The sequence below is a fragment of the Kocuria sp. genome (assembly GCF_030538595.1).
Classification (GTDB): domain Bacteria; phylum Actinomycetota; class Actinomycetes; order Actinomycetales; family Micrococcaceae; genus Kocuria.
Genome location: NZ_JAUNTS010000005.1, coordinates 134,689 through 157,484 on the forward strand (window position 1 = coordinate 134,689; position 22,796 = coordinate 157,484).

Consider the following 22,796-nt stretch of genomic DNA (forward strand, 5'->3'; position numbering starts at 1 on the left):
CGTGATTCAGCGTTTGAGCAGGCGGCGCAAGCGGGTGTCGATCCATTCGTCGGCGCGGTTGACTGCCTGGTTCACCTGCGCGGTGTCCATGTCTTGAACCAGCGTGTACGCCACGGATTGCATGGGCACAATGCGGGCGTGAAGACGTGCTCGGCGCATGATTTCGGGTGGCACCACAGCTTCCAGGGTCTCCCACCCGAAACACAGCGCCAGAGAGGCCACGTCTTGGGCCGGGTCTCCCATACAGGCGTGGTCCCAGTCGATCACGCCAGTCAACTGCCGGTCCTTCCACAGCATGTTGTGACTGGTCAGATCCGAATGCACCAGTCTGGGGGTGACCACGTCAAGTTCGGCCAGATCATGGATGGCTTCACGGGCCAGTTCCCGGTTGCGCGGCAAGAGCAGCGGAACCACTTCATCCAGAATCACGTGCCGACGCCGGTGTCCACCCCAATGCTGGCCCGGCCGGTCCAACAGTGACTCGAAAGGTGTGGTGTCCGTGGCCCACAGTTGCTCCAACAACTGCCCCAAGACCTGCGCCGGGACGCCCCCCGTCCGGTGCGTGCCCTCCACCCAGGTCAGTCCCACTGCGGTATGTCCTTTGACGGTCTTGGTTTCCGTCAGCGGCCGTGGAATCTCAAAGCTGTATTCGGGCAACCGGCGCAAGACTTCGCTACGGCGGGACAGGTTTTGCCGTGCCGTGGGGTTCTTGGCAATCCGTACGGAGATACGTTTGTCAATCTCCACCACCAGGTGAGAGGACCCGGTGGGGACCACTGACCACCGGGTGCAATCGCTGCGTTCCCCGAGCTCATCCAGGACCGCATCCACAACGTCTGCAAAAGGCATCATGCGCCGTAGCGCCTGGGCTACCATGGCGGGTCCTCGATTCGTGACCCGTGCTCCGCATTGATCTGAGCCGGGTGACACCCCCGGTCCCCCACAATGGCGATCACATGCGGCAGCAAGGCCTTCATGGCTTGGCCCCGGTGGCTGATGGCGTTCTTCTCCTGGCTGCTCAATTGAGCACAGGAGACGTCCATCCCTTGCGGCTGCAGGATGGGATCGTAACCGAACCCGCCGTCCCCCGCAGGTGCTTGCAGCAGCGTTCCAGCCAGAACACCGTGCTCCACGTGCTCATGGCCGCTGGGCGTCACCAGCGCAGCAGCACAGACGAACGACGCCGTTCGGTGCGGTGCGGCGATGTCCCCCAACTGTGCCAACAACAGCTCCAGGTTGGCGCGGTCATCACCGTGCCGGCCGGACCACCGTGCGGAGAAAATGCCCGGAGCCCCACCCAGCACATCCACGCACAACCCCGAGTCATCGGCCACTGCGGGCAGACCGGAGGCCGCCGCCGCGGCGCGAGCTTTGAGCAGTGCGTTTTGACGAAAACTCAAGCCGTCTTCCACAGCTTCTGGCAGTCCCAACGTTCCGGCATCCACCACGGCCGTGTCCGCGTCAAGTTCCGGCAGGGCTGCAGCCACCATGGAACGCAGCTCGGCCAGCTTGCCCTTGTTGTGGGTGGCCAAGACCAGTAAGGCACCGGAGGCAGGGTCAGGCATGGCCGTTTTCTCCCAAGGTTGCCTGCTGGATTTGAGCCAGTTCGGCGCAGCCTGCCACAGCCAAATCCAGGAGACCGTCCAACTCATCACGGTTGAACGGCACACCTTCCGCGGTGCCCTGCACCTCCACAAAGGAACCGCTGCCGGTGATCACCACGTTCATGTCTGTTTCAGCACGCACATCTTCTGGATACGGAAGATCCAGCATGGGAACGCCGTCGATGATGCCCACGGAAACCGCAGCCACCGAATCGGTCAGTGGCCGCCCCTTGACCAACCCCTTTTTTCTGGCCCAGGCCATGGCCTCGGCCAAGGCCACGTACGCGCCGGTGATCGCCGCGGTGCGGGTGCCGCCATCAGCCTGCAGAACATCGCAGTCCAGCACCACGGTGTTCTCCCCCAGCGCGCGCAAATCAATCACTGCACGCAGGGAGCGGCCGATCAACCGCGAAATTTCGTGGGTCCGTCCACCAATCTTGCCCTTGACGGACTCCCGCTGGGAGCGAGTGGAGGTGGCTCGCGGGAGCATGGCGTATTCGGCGGTGACCCATCCGCGGCCTTCACCGCGCATCCAGCGCGGCACGCCTTCCGTGACGGATGCAGTGCACAAAACGCGGGTACCACCAAACTCGATCAGTGCCGAGCCCTCCGCTTGCTGCGACCACCCGCGGGTGATGGTGATGGGGCGCAACTGGTCCACGCCACGCCCGTCCGCCCTCACAATGTCGGGGCGAACATCAGCCGAGGAGGAAGTGGCCTGTGAAGCGTCTGAGGTCATACCCCCACAATAGACCGGCTGTGGAGTCAGTCCAACGCGGGCCCAGGCCCGTGGGCGCGGACTAGGCAGTCGCAGCGGAGCTGACCGGGCGGCCTGCCATCCGCTGAGAATCCGCCACGATCCGGAACGTGGTGGCGGGCTGTGCCAGAGCAATCGGACCGTCATAAGCAGAGGCGGCTTCGATCACAGCTTTGGTGGGTGAGTTCCACACCGGGATATGGGTCAACATCAGCTCGTCAACCCCGGCTTCCTGTGCCGCTTGACCAGCTCGTAAGCCCGTCAGGTGGACATTGCGGTATTCATCGCGTCCTTCCTGATAGGCGGCTTCGCACAGGAACAGGTCGGCATTGCGGGCGGCTCGAACAAGCCCGGCACAGGAATCGGTGTCCCCGGAGTAGGTCAGCACGCTGGAACCCTGGGCGCCGTCGTACTCGACACGCAGCGCATAGGGGTCCTCCACGGGGTGATTGACCCGGTAGGGGGTCACCCGGAACGGGCCGATCTCCACCGCAGCCTCATCCTGCCATTCGTTGAACACGAACTCCGTGGACATCCCGGGGTCAGCATCCATGGCCTGGGCTGCAGCCAAGTATTCATGGGTACCTTTGGGCGCCCACACCGGTATCCGGTCACCGGGCCAGCCGCGCGGGTCCCATTTGACGGCCACGTGCAGACCAGCCAGGTCCACACAGTGATCCGGATGCAGGTGACTGACGATCACGGCATCCAGCTCATGCAGGTCGATGTGGCGCTGCAAAGAACCCAGGGAGCCGTTGCCCATGTCCATCAGAACATGCCAGACCCGCCCGTTGCGGTCGGCACCTGTCAGCAGGTAACTGGAGGCCGGGGAATCCGGGCCGGCAAAAGAGCCCGTGCAGCCAATAACTGTGAGGTTCATGATGATGTACTTTCGGTATGTTCTGGCGGCAGCGCATCATTGCGCGCAAAGGCCAGCATCTCCGGGGTGATCATGGACAAAGAGCCCGTGGGGAACTGTTCTGCCACTGAACCCACGTGGCGCACGTGCGCCACCTCCGGGCCCAGGAAGCGCCGTGCCAGAACCTCAAACGGTTCCGGTGCGCCGGTGGCCAGGAACTCATGCGGTTCCTGACGTGGTTGAGTGCGGGCAAGATCGTGGCCCACCAGAGCACGGAAAACGTCCTTGGCCGTTTCCTCAGCACTGGAGACCAAGCTCACGCCTTCACCCATGACGTAGGAAATGACACCCGTCAGCAGCGGATAATGCGTACACCCCAGAACCAGGGTGTCCACATCCTGTGCAATCAACGGAGCCAGGTACTCCTGGGCCGTGGCCAGAACCTCCGGCCCGGTGGTCACACCGGACTCCACAAATGGCACAAAACTCGGGCAGGCTTGCGAGAAGATCTGCAACTGCGGTGCCGCAGCAAAAGTGTCCTCGTAAGCACGCGATCCCACCGTGGCTTGGGTGGCGATCACGCCGACCTTCCCGTTACGGGTGGAAGCCACCGCCCGGCGCACGGCCGGTTGTATCACTTCCACCACGGGAATCCCGTAGGTGTGGGTATAGCGTTCGCGGGCATCGCGCAGCACGGCGGCAGAGGCCGTGTTGCAGGCGATCACCAGCAGCTTGACCCCGCTGTCCACCAGTTCGTCCATGATGCGTAGGGCATTGGCCCGCACCTGGGCGATCGGCAAGGGACCGTAAGGCCCGTTGAGGGTGTCTCCCACGTAGATGATGCGCTCATTCGGCAGTTGGTCAATGATCGCCCGAGCCACGGTCAAGCCACCGACCCCGGAATCGAACACGCCAATGGGTGCGTCCGCCACGGGACGCACCGCCGAGCGGTCCTCTTCGACCGAAATGCGCGATTCTGAGTGCATAGAACCAACAGATTAGTGCGGTTTGCACTCAAGGCTGGAAATCAGAGACGCACCTCACTTCATGAATGAGGTGCAGGTCACGGCCGCAGGTGGTCTCCCGGTAGATCCAGCAGCATGGCTTCCACCAATGAGTTCTGCAGCCAGGACACAAAGCCGTACACCACCGCCATGTAGGTCTGGGCATCCTCGATCTTGCCCACCGCGGTCTGCGAGGCCGCTGCCTCCACCCGGCGGGCATCCTCCTCCGACTCGATCTCCAGCCGAGTTGCCAGCACCAGCCGGACATCATTGAGGGCACGCGAAAAGTCCTGGACCGCGGTGCCTTCCAACTGGACGGGGTCATGTTCCACGGCCATGGCAGCGCGCCGCAAGGCCCCTACCTTTTCCTCCCGCAGAGAGCGTTCGGTGTAACGCCTGAACTCCTGCGAACGTTCGGCATTGGAACTGGCATCCGGTAACAGCCGGTGCAGCGCGGGATCGCGGGGGGCTTCCACATCCTCCGTGAACCCCAGCATCTGCTCCAGGGGATCGACGGCGCCGTCGTCACCTGTTTGCCCTGCATCCTCTGGCTCCAACATGGTCACCACGTCCTCAAAGAGGCGGCGTAACAATCCGCGTTCCTGGGGGTCCAGGCGCGCGATCATTCCGTGCGGTGTGGAGCGAAATGCCTGTGCCATCAGAAAGAACCTCCGGTTGGGTGGGAGTCTCCGGTGGGGTCCCCGCTGCCGCCGGTCCGCTCGTAGGTGGCCCACAGGCCGTATCCGTGCAGCGCAGCCACGTGCTGTTCCGCTTGTTCCAAGCTGCCAGAGGCCACCACCGCGCGACCATTGGTGTGCACCTCCAACATCAATCGGTGGGATTTGGCTTGGGGGAATCCAAAATGCGTGCGAAACACCCAGGTCACCCAGCTCATCAGATTCACAGGATCGTCCCAGACCACCACCTGCCACGGTGTGTCCGTGGCAGTGCGCTGGTCCACTGCACTGTCCGGACGCTGGTCCAGGGACGGACCGGCCACGACCGTCGATGACAGGCCAGCGAGAATCGTTGGCAGGCCACCTGCCCGTGCCGGGGGCGTCGTCGAGTGGACCGGGGTGCGGTTGCCGTCATTGCGCCCGGCTGGGTGGGCAGTTACTGGGGTCAAAACCATGATCCCTCCATGCTAAGCGCACACGGCATTCGGAGACATCCCACCTGGGTTCTGGGTGGACCGTCCGTGGCGGAGCACCCACCCCGTCGTCGTACTTCCACCTGCGGTACGCATTCGCCCTCATGCGGTACGCAAAAGTCCAAGAACCGCCTCGATCAGTGGCTATTTGCGTACCAAATCAGGCCAGCCACCTCGGAGCCCATCATCCACGCCCCCAGAACCAGACCCCACAACCACACGTCGCACTTCCCACCAGAACCTCGGTCAGGCTGATGCGGCGGTTGTCAGCCGATACAGTGACGATTGTGAAAACTGACACTTCCACGTGGACTCCGGCACCCACGGCGTTGCTGACCGACCACTACGAACTCACCATGCTGCAAGCCGCCCTGCGTGACGGGACCGCACAGCGGCGCAGCGTGTTTGAGGTGTTCTCCCGCAGACTGCAGTCCGGACGGCGCTACGGCGTTGTGGCAGGTACCGGGCGTTTCCTGGAGGGGCTGGAACAGTTCCGCTTTGAGGGCGATCGCCTGGAGTTCTTGGAACGCACCGGGGTCATTGATCACACCACGGCACAGTGGCTTGCCGATTTCCGCTTCAGCGGACAGATCGACGGTTACGCAGAAGGGGATGCCTGGTTCCCCAACTCCCCCGTGCTGCGGGTGGAAGGCACCTTTGCCGAGGCCTGCATGCTGGAGACCTACATTCTCTCCGTGCTCAATTACGATTCCGCCGTGGCGTCGGCGGCCTCCCGCATGACCTCGGCAGCAGCGGGCCGGCCGTGCCTGGAAATGGGCTCGCGCCGGGCTCACGATGAGGCCGCCGTGGCCGCTGCGCGCGCGGCCGTCATCGCAGGTTTTGCGGGGACCTCCAATCTGGAGGCCGGTTACCGGTACGGCGTCACCACCATCGGCACCGCCGCTCACTCCTTCACTTTGCTGCACGACGACGAAGAAGCTGCCTTCCGCTCTCAGCTTGCTGCTCAGGGAGTGGGAACCACGTTGCTGGTGGACACCTACGACGTTGATGCTGCGGTGCGTATGGCGGTTGAGCTGGCGGGCCCCGAGCTGGGGGCGGTTCGTCTGGACTCCGGTGATCTGGTGACTCAAGCTGCTCGGGTCCGTGAGCTGCTGGATTCCCTGGGCAACACCCAAACCCGGATCACGGTCACGTCTGACCTTGATGAATACGCCATTGCAAGCCTGGCCGCAGCCCCCGTGGATGCCTACGGAGTGGGTACTCGGCTGGTGACCGGATCGGGTGTCCCCACCTCCTCCATGGTCTACAAACTGGTGGCCCGGGAGAACTCCGCCGGTGAGTTGGAGCCGGTGGCCAAGAAAGCCACCGGCAAAGGTTCGGTGGGTGGGCGCAAGACGGCGCTGCGCCGTCGTCAGAAAGATGGTGTGGCCACCCATGAAATCGTGGGTGTGGACACGGTGCCCGTTGACGACGGTGACGATCGCCCGCTCATGGAGGCCTTTGTGCGCGATGGCCAGGTGGTGGAGGGCTGGACCGGCCCCCAAGCTGTGACACGCGCCCGGCAACGCCATGCCGCCACCATGGCAGAACTTCCACGGGCCGCCACCCGGCTCTCCGAGGGTGAGGCCGTGATCCCCACAGTCCTGGAAGCCTGAACCTCTCCGTGTCCAAGGCTTCTCCGTCTACGCCCAAGGAGGGTGTGAATCCCATGAACACCGCACTGATCGTGGTTGATCTGCAGAATGACTTTTGTGAGGGCGGCTCGCTGGCCGTGACCGGCGGTGCCGCCACCGCCGCTGCCATCTCCGAATACATTGAGGATCACCACGCGGACTACGCCGCCATTGTTGCCACGCAGGACTGGCATGTGGACCCGGGAACCCATTTTTCCCAAGACCCCGATTATGTGGACACCTGGCCCGTGCACTGCGTGGCCGATTCCACTGGGGCCGAGCCGCACCCGGACTTTGAGACAGACCGCATTGAGGCCTGGTTCCGCAAGGGGGAATTTGAGGCCGCCTACTCCGGATTCGAGGGAGTCCTGGCCCCCGAAACCTCCACTCCCTTGGGCGTTTTCGAGGAAGAAACCGCAGACGACGACGGCTTTGCCAATGCCGAAGAATCAGCCGAGGACGAAGCCCGCGATGACGGCCTGACAGTTGACCCCCAGGCCCAGAGCTTGGACGACTGGTTACGCGAGCGCGGAATCGAAGCCGTGGATGTGGTGGGTCTGGCCACCGATCACTGCGTACGAGCCACCGCCCGAGATGCCGTGGACGCCGGATATGAAACCCGTGTGCTCTTGGCCCTCACGGCAGCCGTGTCCCCGGAAACGGTGGAGGACGTGCTGGACACCTTGGAAGATGCCGGAGTGGAGATCGTGCGGGACTGACGCAGTCTGGCCGGACTGGCCAGTGGCTCGGTGCCTCCGGTGCTGGGCCAGTGGCTCATCCACGTGGACAGGCCGCTGATCCTGCTGGTTCCGCTGGTTCCCTCGTGGGCAAGCCGCTGACCCCGCTGGTTCCGCTGGTCCCGTCGATCCCCCCGTGGGCAAGCCGCTACTTACGCCCGATGAACCAGTTCTGCATCTTGGCCAGACGGGCTTCCAGCTGTTCTTGGGTTGCCTGAGCCACCGCCGGTCCACCACAGGCTGTACGCAACTCATTGTGGATCACACCGTGCGGCTTGCCGGTGCGGGCAGACCACGCGGAGACATTCTTGGAGAGTTGTTGCCGCAATTCCTTCATCCGGCGGTGATCCGGGACTGCGGGGCTTGCCTCTGTCGGGGCCGATGGCTGGCCTGCGGAACGTCGTTTGGCGTGCGCGGATTGCCGCTCCCGCAAGAGCGTGGTCACCTGATCGGCGTCCAACAGCCCGGGGATGCCCAGGTAGTCAGCTTCCTCATCCGACCCGGCAGCCACACCGCCCCCGAACTCACCACCGTCAAAGAGCACTCCGTGGAAGGAGGCATCTGATTCCAAGGCTTTGAAAGAACCATCAGCTAATTCGGCAGAGGCGGCTTCCGTGCGGTTGGCAGCCGCCAGTTCGTCGTCGTCCCAGCCCGTTTCGGCAAAATCCACCAGCTCTCCGCTGTCCCGGGTGGGACGATCCAGTGCGTGGTCACGTTCTTGCTCCATGGAGTTGGCGTGCCCCATGAGCACCGGCACGGAGGGCAGGAACACGGAGGCGATTTCCCCGCGTTTACGGGCACGCACAAAACGCCCGACCGCCTGGGCAAAGAACAGCGGCGTGGACGTGGAGGTGGCATACACGCCCACTGCCAAACGAGGTACGTCCACGCCCTCGGAAACCATGCGCACCGCCACCATCCAGCGCTGGTCTCCCTCCGAAAATTCTTCGATCCGCACGGAAGCCGCTTTGTCATCCGAGAGCACCACCGTGGGTTTCTCCCCGGTGATCTGGTGCAGCATGTGCGCGTAAGCCTTGGCGTCCTGGTGATCCGTGGCAATCACCAAAGCACCCGCATCCGGTACGGTGCGGCGCACCTCCGAGAGGCGACGGTCAGCGCCCTGCAGCACCGCGGGGATCCACTGGCCCTCCGGTGACAGCGCGGTCCGCCAAGCATGGCCGGTGATGGATTTGGTGAAACCCTCCCCCAACTCGGCCGCCATCTCCTCCCCCGCAGACGTCCGCCACCGCATCTGCCCGGAATAGGCCATGAAGATCACCGGGCGCACCACGTGATCTTTGAGGGCATCCCCGTAGCCGTAGGTGTAGTCGGCCTTGGAACGGCGCACACCGTCGGCGTCCTCCGCGTAGGTCACGAACGGAATGGGTGCGGTGTCCGAACGGAAGGGGGTACCGGTCAACGCCAGCCGGCGAGTGGCCGGTTCAAAAGCCTCGCGTAGACCGTCACCCCAGGACAAGGCATCACCCGCGTGGTGGATCTCGTCCATGATCACCAGCGTGCGGGCCTGTTCAGTACGCGCCCGGTGCAGCAGGGGTTTCATGCCCACCTGGGCGTAGGTCACAGCAACCCCCAGATAGCCCTGAGCGTGCTGGCCGTCCGCATTTTTGAAATTGGGGTCAATGGCCAGCCCCACCCTGGCTGCGGCATCCGCCCACTGCCGTTTCAGGTGTTCGGTGGGGCACACCACCGTGATGCGATTGACGCTGCCACGGTCCACCAGTTCCCTGGCCAAACGCAGCGCAAAGGTGGTTTTACCGGCGCCAGGAGTTGCCACGGCCATGAAGTCACGGGGCTGGCTGGCGAAGTACTTTTCCAGCGCCTCCGCCTGCCACGCGCGCAGCTTTCCAGCGGTTCCCCACGCCGCCCGTTCCGGGTAGGCCGGCGGCATTTCCGCGGCGGGGCCGCCGAACAACGTGGGTTGCATCTCATCGGACACGGGCGATTCAGGACCTTTCACACGCATGGCTTCTCACCGAGCCACCGTTGTTGGGCGCAACCCTTTTTGGGCGCGCAACAACGTCACAGATGGCCGAGAACGGGTGCTCGGTGGTGGGGCGGGGAGTGGGAGTCAGTTGGTGGAGTCGTCTCCGCCGTCTTTGGGCGCGCGCAGACCGTCGTAGATCTCTTTGCACGTAGGACAGACGGGGAACTTGTTGGGATCCCGGCCGGGTACCCACACCTTGCCGCACAGCGCAATCACGGGTTCGCCGGACATGGCCGACTCCATGATCTTCTCCTTGCGCACGTAATGCGCAAAGCGTTCGTGGTCACCGGGTTCTTGCAGTTCCCGGGTCTCTTCACGCTCAATCGTGGAGGTCCCACCAACGGGTTCGGTGGAAGTACCGCGGGTGAACGGCCACGGGCCGGCCACGGGCATGGTCTGGTCCAATATCTGCTGGTGGGAATTCATGGCCGTCAGTCTACTCGCCACACCCGTTGTCTCCGGGCTACCGGAACCGGGGTTGGGGTGCGATGAGTCACCGATCCGATTCAGCGGTAGTTGGAGACCGTGGCCAACAGTTCCGGCCCACGGGCATCCAGCCACTTACCACCCAGCCACACTCCGACGGCGCACACCGCCGCCCCCAGCAGCACACCAACAGTCAAGGCCACCACTCCCCACACCATCTGACCGGTTTGCACCTGAATGAACAGCGGAATCACTGCGGGCAACGTGAGGAGGGCCATCATGGTGACCACCACCACTTGGGCCAGAACGTTGAGCACGGTGAATCCCTGCGGGGTCTTGAACGGCGACTGTCCCGGCAGGGGCACCGGATAGGTGTAGCGCGCCGACACAACGGAACTCACCCCCGCACCGCCCAGAAGGGCCAAAGCACAGACGCCCGCCAGACCCGGCAACAAATCCCAGCGGTTGGTGGTGCTCACAGCCAGGATCAAGCCCAGAGTGGTCAGCGGAATGCCCGGCAGCAGCATGCCGATCACTCGCCCCAAGCGATCCGCAGCGCCACTCACACCGGTCAGTACGTGCAGAGCAAAGCCCTTGTGGTCATAGGAAACATCTGCGGAGATCGTGTAGGCCATCAGGAAGGCCACGAACGGTGCGCCAAAGAGCAACATGCCACCGCCCTCCCGGGACATGAACCAGAACAGCCCGAACATGACGGGGACAATCACCAAAGAACCCGAATACCGGGGGTCCTTGACCCAGTAGATCAGGCTACGCGCAGCCACGGTGGCCCAGGGGCGCTGCGGCATCCGGTCGAACAAACCCGCACCCTTGATCTTCTTGCCGCTACCAACATTGGTGGCCACGGCACCGGATTCAGCAGAGACGCGTAACGCGTTGAACCACAACCAGACCAGGAGCCCCGCGGTCACCAGAACGATCACCGCACGCAGCGCAGCCAGCACATAGGCTCCCGCTGCCATGTCACCGGGGATCGCCCACAGTGCCCCCACCGGAGTCCATGCCACCACGTCTGCAATCGTGTAAATCCGGTCACCCAGTGAGTCCACGCCGGTGAACAAGCCGGTCAAGATGGGCCCCGTGAGCATCAGCAGCACCAGGAACACCAGCGTGATCATCTCGCCCACGCGGCGTTTGGCGGAGACCCGCTCCGCCACTGCCGTGAAGCTGCGGTTGCCCAAGATCATCAGCAACCATCCGGCAGGTAAGAGCACCAGGGCAGTCACCAGAGCCACCGTGTCCAGTCGCCACATGGTGGCGTGCAAGATCAAGGCCACCGCTGTCAATGGGCCGGCAATGCCCACCAGCGCGCCCACAATTTGTCCCAGTGCAATACCCAGCCGAGGTAGCGGGAACATTGCGAACTGACTGGCATGCAACGTGGCATCCGCCCGTCCGGAGACGATGGCGAACACCCACCACAGCAGCGTTCCCGCGGAGGCAGTCAGAACAGCGGTTGCCTGCACACCCTCCGGCGGCAAGAACTGCGGCACCCCCACCATGACGGCGCCGTAGAAGAACAACATGCCCAGGCCCCACAGCCCGCCCAGCACCACACCCACAATGACTGCCGTACTGCGGGTCAACATGGCCCAGGTCAACCGGGCTTTGAGGGTCACCAGATGTCTGACGGTGACACCTGTGCTGGGACCGGTGGCCGTCTGAGCACGGCTGTGGTTGCCGGGCAACACCGGTGCATTCACTGCGGACGTAGCCATGACAGTTCCTCCCCCACGTGAGTACGTCCACCCACCAAGTCCACAAAGGTGTCCTCCAGGGACTTCTCCCCCCGGACCTGATCCACCGTCCCAGCAGCCAGGAGCCGTCCGTTGTCCACCACCGCCACGTGGTCGCACATCCGCTGGACCAGGTCCATCACGTGGCTGGAGACAATCACCGTTCCACCGGCACGGGCAAAACCTTGCAGCAGTTCACGGATATTTGCAGCGGACACCGGATCAACGGCCTCAAAGGGCTCATCCAAAACCAGCAGCCCGGGCGCATGAACCATGGCAGCAGCCAGCATGACCTTCTTGCGCATGCCCGCGGAGTAATCCTGAACGGGTGTTCCGGCGTCGTTGCTCAAATCCATGGCGCGCAGCAGATCATCCGTACGTTGGGTCACGGTGCTGCGGTCCATTCCCCGCAACAGGCCCGCGTAGGTCACCAGCTGACGCCCGGAGAGCCGTTCAAAGAAGTTCACGCCGTCCGGCAACACACCCATGGCCATTTTGGCAGCACGCGGGTTGCGCCACACATCAATGCCGGCCACCTCCGCTTGCCCCTCCGTGGGCCGCAACAGACCCGTCAGCATGGACAGCGCCGTGGTTTTCCCCGCACCGTTACGGCCCACCAAGCCATAGAACGCACCCCGCGGCACATCCAGGCTCAACCGATTGACCGCAATTTTTGCGCGATCGGTTCCCGGGGCAAATACCTTGGTCAATCCCCGCAGGCGCACAGCCACCTGTGCGTTCGGTGGGGCGGACAACGGCCGATTTTCCGGGTGCTGGCTCTCTGAGATGCTGGGCACGTGGCTCATGGATTCAGATTATCTGCCGTGGTCAACGGAACCCATCCGCCGGAAGGATGATGTGGAACCACACGGGGCAATCGAACCGAACTGCGGGCGTTTGGCTTGAGTTGGTACGCAAATGGCCACTGATCGAGGCGGTTCTTGGTGTTTTGCGTACCAATTGAGGGCGAATGCGGACCGCAGGTGGAAGTACGACGACGGGGCGGCTGCTCCGCCACAGCCCGCTCTGCAATCAGGCAGCTCAACGTGCAGAAATCCTGCCCGGCCTGCAGACAATCAGCCCAGCCCGCAGAACATCTACTCAGAACAGGGCACGCATCAACTGCGAACGTGCAGCCACCACCCGCGGATCTTCAGCACCCACCACACCGAACAGGTCGATCAAACGCCGGCGTGCAGTTTCCCGGTCTTCACCTGCGGTGCGCCGTACCACGTTGAGGAGACGCCGAAAAGCATCCTCCACATGTCCCCCGGACAGGTCCAGATCCGCCACATCAAGTTGAGCTTGCACATTTTCCGGCGCCGTGGCCGCAGCCTGGCGTACTTCCTGAGCGTCCATTGCCGTCACACGCTGCAACAACTCCACCTGGGCCAGCGCCAGCTTTGCCTGGCTGTCCCCCGGATTCTCTCGGATGGCCTGCTGATAGGCAGCATGTGCCCCCTCCAGGTCACCGGCCTCCAGCTTGTCCACGGCCTCCTGGTGCAGCGGCGGAAGGGGCTCCGGTTCAGTGTCCTGCGGGGTGGGCTCAACCTGCCCGCTGACACCGTTCTGCTGCGCCAAGCTCAGGAGTTCTTGCAGCACCGGGGCCAGTTGCTCGGCGGGAATGGCCGACTGTGCAATCGGTACCGGGCGCCCACCCACCAACGCAATGATCGTGGGGATGGACTGCACCTGCAGGGCTTGGGCAATCTCCGGCAGTTTTTCGACGTCGACGGCGCTGAGCACCATCCGCCCGTCCAACTGGTCGATCTGTGCCGCCACCTGATCCGCGAACTGTCCGGACTCCGGGGCATAACCTGCCGTCAGCACCAACACCACGGGAACTTGGGACGAGAGTTCGGCCACCGCCTGGAACTGCTGGGCATCCGCAATGTCACGGCGGAACATGCCCGCTGATGCAGCTGCCGCAGGTGAACCGTTCCCGCCATCCAATCCCGCAGGCCGCTGAGCGCCGGCTCCCGATCCAGTCCGTCCGGCGCCAAGATCCACAGCCCCCCGCACAGAGGCCGGGACGCTGTGAGTGGTATCCGCACCGGCCTGGGCGGGCTGTGCACCGGAGTTCTGTGGCAAATTCTGCGGGTTCAAGCTCATACCACCAGCTTAGCCAGCTGCCCAGTGCACCGGCAGGCACGCGGCAAGCCGTTCACGCTCCGGAAAATCACCTGTGTCCAACCGCCCGTACCCACCGTTGCGCTGACAGCCTCCCATCCCGCACTGTGTCAGACTGTCCGCCGTGCGTGTTGTGATAGCTGACTGCTCCGTTGACTACCAAGGTCGCCTGACGGCGCACCTCCCGTTGGCCCGCCGACTACTGATCCTGAAAGCAGATGGATCTGTGCTGGTGCATTCCGATGGCGGCAGCTACAAGCCATTGAACTGGATGTCTCCCCCGGCCAGGCTCTCAACCGGGGAGCCGGACCAAGATCAAGCTGCTGTTGGCGTTCAGGAAGTGTGGACGGTTTCCGCGGCCAAATCGGATGACGTCCTGAAAATCCTGATCCACCAGGTCCATGAGGAAATCAGCCACGAGCTGGGCGTGGACCCGGGGCTCACCAAGGACGGAGTGGAAGCAGATCTCCAACGCCTGCTGGCCGAGCAAATCGAGGTGCTGGGTGAAGGCTCCACCTTGATTCGGCGCGAATACCCCACGGCCATCGGGCCGGTGGACATTCTGGCGCGGGACGGCCAGGGAGCCACCATTGCCATTGAGCTCAAACGCCGCGGTGACATTGACGGCGTAGAACAACTCACCCGCTACTTGGAACTGCTCAACCGCGACCCACGGTTGGCTCCCGTCCGGGGGATTTTTGCCGCCCAGCAGATCAAACCGCAGGCCAAGGTACTGGCCACGGACCGTGGCATCGCCTGCCTGACCCTGGACTACGACGCCATGCGCGACGTCGACGACAAGGACGCCCGCCTGTTCTGAGCTCACTGCTGAACTTGGGCATGGGAAATGCGCCAGGAGAACCTTCCTGACGCATTTCCCATGCCCAAGTTGCTGAGCTGCTCAGCCACTCAGAACGACGGCGCCACCATCCGCCGTTCCACGCTGGCTCCCGCATTGGTCAAGTTGTCCACAAAGTTCTCATACCCGCGGTCAATGTGCCCGATGCCCAAGACCTCGGTAGCGCCCTGTGCCCGCATGCCGGCAATCACCAACGCGGCACCGGCTCGAATGTCCTTGGCCTCCACAGGTGCGCCAGAGAGTTCATCGGTCCCATCCAGCCACGCATGATGACCGTCCAAGCGTACGTGGGCGCCCAGTCGTTCCAGCTCCGCGGTGAATCCCCAGCGGGCTTCAAAAACGTTCTCCGTGATCATTCCCGAACCCTCCGCCACCGCATTCATGGCGACGGCGAACGGCTGCAGATCCGTGGGAAAGCCCGGATAGGGCAGCGTTGAGATGTTGACGGCCTGCGGGCGTTCGGGGCCTTGCACCACAAAACCGTCGGTCTCTTCCGAAATGGTGCAGCCGGCCAGGCGCAGCTTGTCCAGAACCACGCTCAGATGGGAGGCTTCCGCGCCCCGCACGTGCACCCGGCCGCCCGTGACTGCAGCTGCAAAGGCCCATGTTCCAGCAACAATACGGTCCGGCACGGTCCGGTGCTCCACCGGCTTCAGGCTGGGCACCCCCGTGACGGTCAAGGTGGAGGTGCCAATTCCGTCAATCTTGGCTCCCATCTGAACCAGCATCTGGCAGATGTCCACAATTTCCGGCTCGCGTGCCACGTTCTCCAAAACCGTGGTGCCCTGGGCCAAGGTGGCCGCCGTCATCAGGTTTTCGGTGGCGCCCACGGACGGGTACGCCAGGTGATACTCGGCCCCGCGCAGCTGGTGCTCCACCGTGGCTTTGAGGTATCCCGCTTCCGTGCGAAATGCAGCGCCCATGGCTTCCAACCCGTTCCGGTGCATGTCCAGACCGCGCGTACCGATGGCATCGCCACCGGGCAAGGCCACCTCCGCTGCATGACAGCGCGCAATCAAGGGACCCAACACGGACACGGACGCGCGCATGGCGCGGACCAAGTCGTAGTCAGCCACGTGGTTGAGCTCCTGCGGGACGTCAATGTCCACCCAGCGCTCGGCCTTGTTGTAGGTGACGTGGCAGCCCAGGCGGCGTAGGAGTTCCGCCATGATGGAGACGTCGTCAATCTCCGGAACATTCGTGATCCGCGACTTCCCCACCGCCAGGAGCGTGGCAGCCATGAGTTTGAGCACGCTGTTCTTGGCACCGTACACGGGAAGGGTGCCGTTCACGGCGGTCGGCCCGTGGACAACAATTTTCTCTTCCATACTCACCCTGCACTTCCAACGGGATCACGTCCCGATCACGCAACTGGAACACCTGCATGCGGTGGAACACCTACATGCGGCTTGAACACCTGTAAAAGGTTTGAACAACCTGTAAGAGGCCAAGAGCCCCCGCACAAACTGTACGGGGGCTCAGGCTGGGAACAACTCATCCTGAAGTGTTGACGTGATCACGTCGCCATCACGTCATCACGGATCAGGAGTCAGAGCCGGGCGCCTGGTAGTGGTCAGCCACAATGGTCACTCGGTTGCCGTCAACGGAGACAAAGCCACCGTCAATCTGGCCCTCAATGCGCTGGCCGTCCACCGGGTCAATCACAACCCGGCCGGGAACCAACACACCAGCGGTAGCCACGTGACCCGCCAGGATGCCGAGGTCTCCGTCCGTGGTGCGCACAATGACCTGGCGGGCCTCGCCATTCCACACCGGCTCGGAGAGCTCAACGATCTCAACGATCAACGGAGCAGCCATGATCACTTCTCTCCGGTGGAGCGCTTGATCTCATCCCACTTGGCCATGACGTCGTCCAGGCCACCCACGTTGTAGAAGGCCTGTTCCGGAACGTGGTCCAGCTCGCCGTCGCAGATCTTCTGGAAGGACTCGATGGTCTCCGCAACGGGGACCGTGGAGCCCTCCACACCGGTGAACTGCAGAGCGGTGTAGGTGTTCTGGGAGAGGAACTGCTCGATGCGGCGGGCGCGGGAGACCACAACTTTCTGCTCTTCGGAGAGTTCTTCCACACCCAGGATGGCGATGATGTCCTGCAGTTCCTTGTTCTCCTGCAGGATCGACTTCACGCGGGTTGCGACGTCGTAGTGCTCCTGGCCCACGTACTGGGGGTCGAGGATGCGGGAGGTCGAGGCCAGCGGGTCGATCGCGGGGTACAGACCACGGGAGGCGATGTCACGCGAGAGGTTGGTGGTGGCATCCAAGTGCGCGAACGTGGTGGCCGGAGCCGGGTCCGTGTAGTCATCGGCGGGCACGTAGATCGCCTGCATGGAGGTGATCGAGTGGCCGCGGGTGGAGGTGATGCGCTCCTGGAGCACACCCATCTCATCCGCCAGGGTGGGCTGGTAGCCCACAGCCGAGGGGATACGGCCCAGCAGGGTGGAAACCTCGGAACCGGCCTGGGTGAAGCGGAAGATGTTGTCGATGAACAGCAGCACGTCCTGGTTCTGCACGTCACGGAAGTACTCCGCCATGGTCAGACCAGTCAGGGCAATGCGCAGACGCGTTCCGGGCGGCTCGTCCATCTGGCCGAACACCAGGGCGGTGTCCTTGAGCACGCCGGCTTCTTCCATTTCCACCCAGAGGTCGTTGCCCTCACGGGTACGCTCGCCCACACCGGCGAACACGGAGGTACCGCCAAAGTTACGGGCCACACGGGTGATCATTTCCTGGATCAGCACGGTCTTGCCCACACCGGCGCCACCGAACAGACCGATCTTTCCGCCCTTGATGTAGGGGGTCAGAAGGTCGATGGACTTGATGCCGGTCTCCAGCATCTCCGTGGAGCCTTCCAGCTCGGCAAAGCCGGGGGCGGTCCGGTGAATGGGCCAGCGCTCGTTGATTTCAAGCTGCTCGGTGTCCACGTCCAGGGCCTGGCCCACCACGTTGAAGATGTGGCCCTTGACCACGTCACCCACGGGCACGGAGATCGGGGCACCGGTGTCCTGCACCTCGGTGCCGCGAACCAGACCATCGGTGAGCTGCAGGGAGATCGCACGCACCAGGTTGTCACCCAAGTGCTGGGCGGTCTCCAGGTAGATGGTCTTCTGCTCGCCTTCAAAGTTTAGTTCGGTGGTCAGAGCGTTGTAGATGTCGGGCATCTGGTTCTCGGGGAACTCGATGTCCACGACGGAGCCCTTGACGCGCGCGACGCGGCCAATGGCACCAGCGGCAGGCTGAGTTTCCTGCTGCTCGTTGATGGTGGCAGTCATAACTCTCACTTCACTGATCGTTGGTGGCGGGTGTGGGTGGGGCGCTGAGAGCACCCGTACCGGCAACGACGGCGAGTCGACCGGTTGTGCAGATCACAGGGCTTCGGAAGCGGAAACGATCTCAGTCAATTCGGTGGTCACTTCTGCCTGACGTGCGTTGTTCATCAAGCGGGTGTACTTGCGAATCAGATCATCCGCATTGTCACCGGCAGACTTCATGGCACGCTGACGGGAGGCCAGTTCAGAGGCGGCCGCCTGGCACAGGCACGAGTAGATCCGGGAACGGAAGTACCGCGGGAGTGCCTTGTCCAGGAACTCCTCTGCATTGGGCTCGAACTCGAACTCCTGGGCGTTGGTCTCGATCTCCCCGTAGCCCTTGGTGATGTCATCCCCCAGTGCGTTGGCGTCAACCACTTCCAACGGCAGCAGGCGCAGCACCTTGGGTTCCTGAGTCACCATCGAGTGGAAACGCGTGTAGACCAGGTGGATTTCATCAATCCCGCCGTCTTCGTAGTCCTTGGTGAAAGCCTCCAGCAGGACCTCTGCCACTTCATGGGCGCGGTCACTGCTGGCGTTATCGGTTTCACCTTCCCAGAAGGCGTCGTACTCACGGCCGCGGAAGTCAAAATACTGCTTGGACTTGCGCCCAATCAGGTAAATCTTGACCTCACGGCCTTCACCGTGCAGGTACTCCAGCAGGCCTTCGGCCTTCTTGAGCACATTGGCGGAGTAGGAACCGGCCAGTCCGCGGTCGGAGCTGAAGACAACGACGGCGGAGCGCCGGACGTCGTCGGCACTGCGCAGGAACGGGTGATCCCCCGAAGTCTGCGTGACCACCTGCGAGAGCAGACGAGTCAAGGCGTTGGCGTAAGGCGATGCCGACTGAATCCGCTGACGGGCCTTGTTGATGCGCGAGGTGGCGATCATCTCCATGGCCTTGAAGATTTTCTTCATCGACTGTGTGGAGGAGATCTTGTTCCGGTAAACCCGGATCTGCGCTCCCATGTAGCTTCCTTTCGTTACCGTTCGGGTGCCGGTTCAGGGCACCCGAACGGAGACTTCACGATTCGCAGGCGTTCAGCTGCGGGAGGACGAACCACCGGCGGACAACTGCTCCTGGGACACGTCCCCGGAGTCCATGGCCTGGTGCTCTTCACGGCCAGGTGCATGGTTGTCCCGGTTGTGTCCGCGGAAATCGCGCTTGACCTCGGCCACGGCGGTTTCCAGTGCGGAGACGGCGTCGTCTTCGAGCTTGCCCGTGGATGCGATGGAGTCCATGACGTTGGTGGTGCGGCGCACCTGATCCAGCAGGGCTTCCTCGAAGTCCAGGACGTCAGCAACCTCAATGTCATCCAGGTGACCCTTGGTACCGGCCCAGATGGAGACAACCTGAGACTCCACGGAGTACGGGCTGTACTGCTTCTGGCGCAGCAGCTCCGTCAGGCGAGCACCGCGGGTCAGCTGCTGGCGGGAGGCGGCATCCAGGTCAGAGGCAAACATGGCGAAGGCCTGCATGGACCGGTAGGAGGCCAGTTCCAGCTTCAGCGTGCCGGAGACCTTCTTCATGGCCTTGATCTGGGCAGCACCACCCACGCGGGACACGGAGATGCCCACGTCCACGGCGGGACGCTGGTCCGCGTTGAACAGATCGGACTGCAAGAAGATCTGGCCATCGGTGATGGAGATGACGTTGGTGGGAATGAAGGCGGAAACGTCGTTCGCCTTGGTTTCCACGATCGGCAGGCCGGTCATGGAGCCTGCGCCCAAGTCATCCGAGAGCTTGGCACAACGCTCCAGCAGGCGGGAGTGCAGGTAGAACACGTCACCCGGGTAGGCCTCACGTCCCGGAGGACGGCGCAGCAACAGGGAGGTGGCGCGGTAGGCCTCTGCCTGCTTGGACAGATCGTCAAAGATGATCAGGACGTGCTTGCCGCCGTACATCCAGTGCTGGCCGATGGCCGAGCCGGCGTAGGGCGCCAGGTACTTCACACCGGCGGAATCGGAGGCTGAGGCCGCCACGATGGTGGTGTACTCCAGGGCTCCGTTGTCCTCCAAGGTCTTGCGCACGGAGGCAATCGTGGAGGCCTTCTGTCCGATGGCCACGTAGATGCAACGCACCTGCTTTTCAGCGTCACCGGTTTCCCAGTTGGCCCGCTGATTCAGGATGGTGTCCACGGCAATGGCGGTTTTACCGGTCTGGCGGTCGCCAATGATCAGCTGACGCTGGCCCCGTCCGATCGGGATCATGGCGTCAATGGCCTTCAGACCCGTCTGCAGGGGTTCGTGCACAGACTTACGCATGGTCACGCCGGGGGCCTGCAGCTCCAGGGCACGACGGCCTTCGGCCTCGATGGGGCCGAGGTCGTCAATCGGCTGACCCAGTGTGTCAACCACACGACCCAAGAAGCCATCACCCACGGGCACGGAGAGGATTTCTCCGGTCCGCTCAACAGTCTGGCCTTCTTCAATGCCTTGGAAGTCACCCAGCACCACGACGCCGAGGTCACGGGTGTCCAGGTCCTGCGCCAGGCCGAGCACTCCGTTCTCAAAACGGAGCAGCTCATTGGCCATCACGGAGGGCAGACCCTCCACTCGGGCAATGCCGTCAGCTGCGGAAATGACGCGGCCAACTTCCTTGCGTTCGGTGTTGCCGGGGTCGTAGGAGGCTGCAAACTCTTGTAGCGCGCTCCGGACCTCATCGGCGTTGATGGTCACTTCGGCCATCTCGTGTCCCTGCTTCCTGGTTGTTGATCATCCTGCCGATGACCATCTCATTCGTCTGGAGGACTTGCGGGTTCACAGTGTGACCCCGTGCGTCCGGTGCGGTGGTTGGCTCAGGCTCCGAGCTTGAGTTGGAGTTCGTTGAGGCGGGTGGCGACCGAGCCGTCAATGACTTCATCACCCACTGTGATCCGAAGCCCACCCACCAGTGAGCGGTCCAGATCTGTGACCACCTTCAGATCGCGGCCGTAGAGCCGCCCCAGGGCTGTGCGCAGACGATCCTGCTGGCCCCGGTCCAACTCCACGGGTGTTGCCACCCGGGCGATCCAACGATCCCGCAGTCCCGCCAGATGATCGGCGAAAGTGCCCAGTAATCTCTGGGGCAACGCACCGCGCGGATGGGTCACGGCCTGTTCGACCAGCAAGCGCCCTTCCTCGCTGAGGTTGGGGGTCACGCGGTCCAACAGTCGCAGCTTGGCCTCATTGGAGGCACGGGCATCGGTGAATGCTTGCTGCAGTTGGGCATCTGAGTCCAAGAGAGCCTGCACGGAGAGGACATCGTCCACAAGCGTGTCCAGTCCCTCAGCTCCCGCTCGGTTCTCAGCAGCCGAACCTGCCAGCACCACACCGGCCGCTTCCAGGCCGTCGGCCAAACCGCGCTCACCGCTCCATCGCTGGCGCACCAGGGTATCCAGAACCTCGCAAGCCTCACGGGAGGAGTGACCCTCGAAGATCCGCCATGCCAAGGCAACGCGCTGATCATCGGAGTGAGCGGGGTCGGTCAGGGCCCGGCGGAGGCTGCCCTGCTCATCGAGCACGGCAGCGATCCCGAACACGTCCCGAGCCAAGTACGGCTGAGCCGAGCCGGTCCAGCGTTCCAGCACGCGTGAGAGGTTGACCTGATTTCCGTCGGATCCTGCGGCCGTCACTGGTGAGCACCCGTTTCGGTCGGCGTCTGTTCAAGATCGCTCAGGAACCGGTCCACCACGCGCCGCGAACGGTCGTCATCAGACAGGGACTCCCCCACGATCTTGGAGGACAACTGGATGGCCAAGGTGCCGACCTCATTACGCAATGAGGCCACGGCAGCCGTACGCTCCGCCGCAATGGCAGTGTGTGCGTTTTCAGTGATGCGAGCGGATTCCACGTTCGCGCGGTCCTTGAAGTCCGCCAGGATCTTTTCACCCTCGGTGCGAGCTTCCTCGCGGATCTTCTGGGCTTCGAGCCGAGCGGATTCCAACTGCTGGTTGTATTCGTCCCGAGCCTTGTCCGCCTCTGCCTGAGCAGCTTCGGCCTTGGCCAGGCCACCTTCGATGGCCTCCGTACGTTCGGCGTAAGTACGCTCGAACATGGGAACGATCCACTTGATCGCGGCGAAAACCAGGATCGCAAAGCCGATCGTGGTGATCAGCATTTCCCAGCCATTGGGCAACAGCGGATTGTCGCTGGCAGCCATGATGGTTGTGGTCATGGACGGTTTTCCTGTTCTCTTTGGCTGACCTTCTGGAGTCCTTCCTTAGCGGAGGATCACAGGAAGACGAGCACGAAGCCCAGGATGGCCAGGGCCTCAACCACGGCAAAGCCCATGAACAGCATGGGCTGGATGATGCGCTGGGTTTCCGGCTGACGGGAGACGGCCTGCATGTAAGCAGCAAAGATCAGGCCCACGCCGATGCCACCGCCGATGGCTGCGAGACCGTAACCGATGACGGAGAGGTTACCGGTGATGTCCATTCTTGGAGTTTCCTTTCATACTGCCCGTGAGGGGCCGTGTGCCACGAATGGCGGTTGACGTTTCGGAGAAGTTCTCCGTAGGTCGATCCAGCTTGCACCGGACCAAATCTTGAGTGGCCGTGAAGCCAGAAG

Annotated in this window: 23 protein-coding genes; 3 read left to right on the top strand and 20 right to left on the bottom strand. The window is 63.1% G+C overall.

Features of this window, described 5'->3' with window-relative positions; translation table 11 throughout:
- Nucleotides 1-6: 6 nt before the first annotated feature.
- The 7 genes from Q4G32_RS06260 to clpS all read right to left on the bottom strand — a co-directional run bounded on the left by Q4G32_RS06260 (nt 7) and on the right by clpS (nt 5,356).
- Complete coding sequence (locus tag Q4G32_RS06260; RefSeq protein ID WP_303350043.1) at nt 7-876, bottom strand: phosphotransferase family protein; 870 nt, start codon at nt 874-876, stop codon at nt 7-9.
- Complete coding sequence (gene rdgB, locus Q4G32_RS06265) at nt 870-1,565, bottom strand: RdgB/HAM1 family non-canonical purine NTP pyrophosphatase (protein ID WP_303350044.1); 696 nt, start codon at nt 1,563-1,565, stop codon at nt 870-872. The genes Q4G32_RS06260 and rdgB overlap by 7 nt, the downstream gene beginning before the upstream one ends.
- Nucleotides 1,558-2,343, bottom strand: a complete 786-nt coding sequence (rph, locus tag Q4G32_RS06270; RefSeq protein WP_303350046.1) for a ribonuclease PH — start codon at nt 2,341-2,343, stop codon at nt 1,558-1,560. The genes rdgB and rph overlap by 8 nt, the downstream gene beginning before the upstream one ends.
- Nucleotides 2,344-2,404: 61 nt before the next feature.
- Nucleotides 2,405-3,241, bottom strand: a complete 837-nt coding sequence (locus Q4G32_RS06275; RefSeq protein WP_303350048.1) for an MBL fold metallo-hydrolase — start codon at nt 3,239-3,241, stop codon at nt 2,405-2,407.
- Nucleotides 3,238-4,206 (bottom strand): glutamate racemase, encoded by a 969-nt coding sequence (gene murI, locus Q4G32_RS06280; RefSeq protein ID WP_303350049.1) that lies wholly within the window; start codon nt 4,204-4,206, stop codon nt 3,238-3,240. Before murI ends, Q4G32_RS06275 begins: the two co-directional genes overlap by 4 nt.
- Before the next feature lie 77 nt (nt 4,207-4,283).
- Entirely contained in the window at nt 4,284-4,883 is a 600-nt protein-coding gene (locus tag Q4G32_RS06285; RefSeq protein WP_303350051.1) for a DUF2017 domain-containing protein, read from the bottom strand.
- Nucleotides 4,883-5,356 carry an ATP-dependent Clp protease adapter ClpS gene (gene clpS / locus Q4G32_RS06290; protein ID WP_441327469.1) on the bottom strand — a complete coding sequence of 158 codons (474 nt, stop codon included), beginning with the start codon at nt 5,354-5,356 and terminating at the stop codon, nt 4,883-4,885. The genes Q4G32_RS06285 and clpS overlap by 1 nt, the downstream gene beginning before the upstream one ends.
- 272 nt (nt 5,357-5,628) lie before the next feature.
- On the opposite strand from clpS, the gene Q4G32_RS06295 reads away from it, so the two are divergent.
- Both Q4G32_RS06295 and Q4G32_RS06300 read left to right on the top strand, forming a co-directional pair.
- Nucleotides 5,629-6,990: a nicotinate phosphoribosyltransferase gene (locus Q4G32_RS06295; protein WP_441327470.1), complete on the top strand. Its 1,362-nt coding sequence runs from the start codon at nt 5,629-5,631 to the stop codon at nt 6,988-6,990.
- Between the two features lie 53 nt (nt 6,991-7,043).
- The gene (locus Q4G32_RS06300) at nt 7,044-7,727 is read left to right on the top strand and encodes an isochorismatase family protein (protein ID WP_303350054.1); all 684 of its coding nucleotides are present in this window, start codon (nt 7,044-7,046) and stop codon (nt 7,725-7,727) included.
- Between the two features lie 166 nt (nt 7,728-7,893).
- On the opposite strand, the gene Q4G32_RS06305 is transcribed toward Q4G32_RS06300, so the two are convergent.
- From Q4G32_RS06305 to Q4G32_RS06325, 5 genes are all read right to left on the bottom strand, one after another.
- Nucleotides 7,894-9,690, bottom strand: a complete 1,797-nt coding sequence (locus Q4G32_RS06305) for a DEAD/DEAH box helicase (protein ID WP_303350126.1) — start codon at nt 9,688-9,690, stop codon at nt 7,894-7,896.
- 144 nt (nt 9,691-9,834) lie between these two features.
- Nucleotides 9,835-10,143: a DUF3039 domain-containing protein gene (locus tag Q4G32_RS06310; protein ID WP_303350128.1), complete on the bottom strand. Its 309-nt coding sequence runs from the start codon at nt 10,141-10,143 to the stop codon at nt 9,835-9,837.
- Nucleotides 10,144-10,256: 113 nt separating this feature from the next.
- Nucleotides 10,257-11,915, bottom strand: coding sequence for a hypothetical protein (locus Q4G32_RS06315; RefSeq protein WP_303350056.1), 1,659 nt, complete (start codon nt 11,913-11,915; stop codon nt 10,257-10,259).
- The gene (locus Q4G32_RS06320) at nt 11,897-12,739 is read right to left on the bottom strand and encodes an ABC transporter ATP-binding protein (protein ID WP_303350058.1); all 843 of its coding nucleotides are present in this window, start codon (nt 12,737-12,739) and stop codon (nt 11,897-11,899) included. Before Q4G32_RS06320 ends, Q4G32_RS06315 begins: the two co-directional genes overlap by 19 nt.
- 295 nt (nt 12,740-13,034) lie before the next feature.
- Nucleotides 13,035-14,045, bottom strand: coding sequence for a co-chaperone YbbN (locus Q4G32_RS06325; protein ID WP_303350060.1), 1,011 nt, complete (start codon nt 14,043-14,045; stop codon nt 13,035-13,037).
- Between the two features lie 142 nt (nt 14,046-14,187).
- Here Q4G32_RS06325 and nucS point away from each other — a divergent pair, with 142 nt between their 5' ends.
- Nucleotides 14,188-14,883, top strand: coding sequence for an endonuclease NucS (gene nucS / locus Q4G32_RS06330; protein ID WP_303350061.1), 696 nt, complete (start codon nt 14,188-14,190; stop codon nt 14,881-14,883).
- Nucleotides 14,884-14,972: 89 nt separating this feature from the next.
- Here the strand turns inward: nucS and murA are convergent, their stop codons facing one another.
- The 8 genes from murA to Q4G32_RS06370 form a co-directional block, all read right to left on the bottom strand.
- Nucleotides 14,973-16,250, bottom strand: a complete 1,278-nt coding sequence (murA, locus tag Q4G32_RS06335) for a UDP-N-acetylglucosamine 1-carboxyvinyltransferase (protein WP_303350063.1) — start codon at nt 16,248-16,250, stop codon at nt 14,973-14,975.
- Between the two features lie 214 nt (nt 16,251-16,464).
- Nucleotides 16,465-16,740 carry a F0F1 ATP synthase subunit epsilon gene (locus Q4G32_RS06340; RefSeq protein ID WP_303350065.1) on the bottom strand — a complete coding sequence of 92 codons (276 nt, stop codon included), beginning with the start codon at nt 16,738-16,740 and terminating at the stop codon, nt 16,465-16,467.
- Nucleotides 16,741-16,742: 2 nt separating this feature from the next.
- A complete protein-coding gene (atpD, locus tag Q4G32_RS06345; protein ID WP_303350066.1) occupies nt 16,743-18,209 on the bottom strand; it encodes a F0F1 ATP synthase subunit beta in 1,467 nt (488 codons plus the stop codon).
- A 93-nt stretch (nt 18,210-18,302) separates the two neighbouring features.
- Nucleotides 18,303-19,214: a F0F1 ATP synthase subunit gamma gene (locus Q4G32_RS06350; RefSeq protein ID WP_303350067.1), complete on the bottom strand. Its 912-nt coding sequence runs from the start codon at nt 19,212-19,214 to the stop codon at nt 18,303-18,305.
- 72 nt (nt 19,215-19,286) lie between these two features.
- Complete coding sequence (atpA, locus tag Q4G32_RS06355; RefSeq protein WP_303350069.1) at nt 19,287-20,933, bottom strand: F0F1 ATP synthase subunit alpha; 1,647 nt, start codon at nt 20,931-20,933, stop codon at nt 19,287-19,289.
- Nucleotides 20,934-21,043: 110 nt separating this feature from the next.
- Nucleotides 21,044-21,859 (bottom strand): F0F1 ATP synthase subunit delta, encoded by an 816-nt coding sequence (locus tag Q4G32_RS06360; protein WP_303350071.1) that lies wholly within the window; start codon nt 21,857-21,859, stop codon nt 21,044-21,046.
- Complete coding sequence (locus Q4G32_RS06365) at nt 21,856-22,401, bottom strand: F0F1 ATP synthase subunit B (RefSeq protein WP_303350073.1); 546 nt, start codon at nt 22,399-22,401, stop codon at nt 21,856-21,858. Before Q4G32_RS06365 ends, Q4G32_RS06360 begins: the two co-directional genes overlap by 4 nt.
- A gap of 56 nt (nt 22,402-22,457) precedes the next feature.
- Nucleotides 22,458-22,664 carry a F0F1 ATP synthase subunit C gene (locus Q4G32_RS06370; protein ID WP_303350075.1) on the bottom strand — a complete coding sequence of 69 codons (207 nt, stop codon included), beginning with the start codon at nt 22,662-22,664 and terminating at the stop codon, nt 22,458-22,460.
- Nucleotides 22,665-22,796: the final 132 nt, after the last annotated feature.

Excerpts from the sequence above, each read along its gene's own strand:
- Q4G32_RS06340 (WP_303350065.1), bottom strand. The coding sequence starts at position 16,740 with ATGGCTGCTCCGTTGATCGTTGAGATCGTTGAGCTCTCCGAGCCGGTG.
- Q4G32_RS06320 (WP_303350058.1), bottom strand. The coding sequence starts at position 12,739 with ATGAGCCACGTGCCCAGCATCTCAGAGAGCCAGCACCCGGAAAATCGG.
- Q4G32_RS06315 (WP_303350056.1), bottom strand. The coding sequence starts at position 11,915 with ATGGCTACGTCCGCAGTGAATGCACCGGTGTTGCCCGGCAACCACAGC.
- Q4G32_RS06285 (WP_303350051.1), bottom strand. The coding sequence starts at position 4,883 with ATGGCACAGGCATTTCGCTCCACACCGCACGGAATGATCGCGCGCCTG.
- Q4G32_RS06310 (WP_303350128.1), bottom strand. The coding sequence starts at position 10,143 with ATGCCCGTGGCCGGCCCGTGGCCGTTCACCCGCGGTACTTCCACCGAA.
- rdgB (WP_303350044.1), bottom strand. The coding sequence starts at position 1,565 with ATGCCTGACCCTGCCTCCGGTGCCTTACTGGTCTTGGCCACCCACAAC.
- atpA (WP_303350069.1), bottom strand. The coding sequence starts at position 20,933 with ATGGCCGAAGTGACCATCAACGCCGATGAGGTCCGGAGCGCGCTACAA.
- atpD (WP_303350066.1), bottom strand. The coding sequence starts at position 18,209 with ATGACTGCCACCATCAACGAGCAGCAGGAAACTCAGCCTGCCGCTGGT.
- murA (WP_303350063.1), bottom strand. The coding sequence starts at position 16,250 with ATGGAAGAGAAAATTGTTGTCCACGGGCCGACCGCCGTGAACGGCACC.
- clpS (WP_441327469.1), bottom strand. The coding sequence starts at position 5,356 with ATGGTTTTGACCCCAGTAACTGCCCACCCAGCCGGGCGCAATGACGGC.
- Q4G32_RS06370 (WP_303350075.1), bottom strand. The coding sequence starts at position 22,664 with ATGGACATCACCGGTAACCTCTCCGTCATCGGTTACGGTCTCGCAGCC.
- Q4G32_RS06365 (WP_303350073.1), bottom strand. The coding sequence starts at position 22,401 with ATGACCACAACCATCATGGCTGCCAGCGACAATCCGCTGTTGCCCAAT.
- Q4G32_RS06275 (WP_303350048.1), bottom strand. The coding sequence starts at position 3,241 with ATGAACCTCACAGTTATTGGCTGCACGGGCTCTTTTGCCGGCCCGGAT.
- Q4G32_RS06260 (WP_303350043.1), bottom strand. The coding sequence starts at position 876 with ATGGTAGCCCAGGCGCTACGGCGCATGATGCCTTTTGCAGACGTTGTG.
- Q4G32_RS06350 (WP_303350067.1), bottom strand. The coding sequence starts at position 19,214 with ATGGGAGCGCAGATCCGGGTTTACCGGAACAAGATCTCCTCCACACAG.
- Q4G32_RS06325 (WP_303350060.1), bottom strand. The coding sequence starts at position 14,045 with ATGAGCTTGAACCCGCAGAATTTGCCACAGAACTCCGGTGCACAGCCC.
- Q4G32_RS06300 (WP_303350054.1), top strand. The coding sequence starts at position 7,044 with ATGAACACCGCACTGATCGTGGTTGATCTGCAGAATGACTTTTGTGAG.
- rph (WP_303350046.1), bottom strand. The coding sequence starts at position 2,343 with ATGACCTCAGACGCTTCACAGGCCACTTCCTCCTCGGCTGATGTTCGC.
- Q4G32_RS06305 (WP_303350126.1), bottom strand. The coding sequence starts at position 9,690 with ATGCAACCCACGTTGTTCGGCGGCCCCGCCGCGGAAATGCCGCCGGCC.
- murI (WP_303350049.1), bottom strand. The coding sequence starts at position 4,206 with ATGCACTCAGAATCGCGCATTTCGGTCGAAGAGGACCGCTCGGCGGTG.
- Q4G32_RS06295 (WP_441327470.1), top strand. The coding sequence starts at position 5,629 with ATGCGGCGGTTGTCAGCCGATACAGTGACGATTGTGAAAACTGACACT.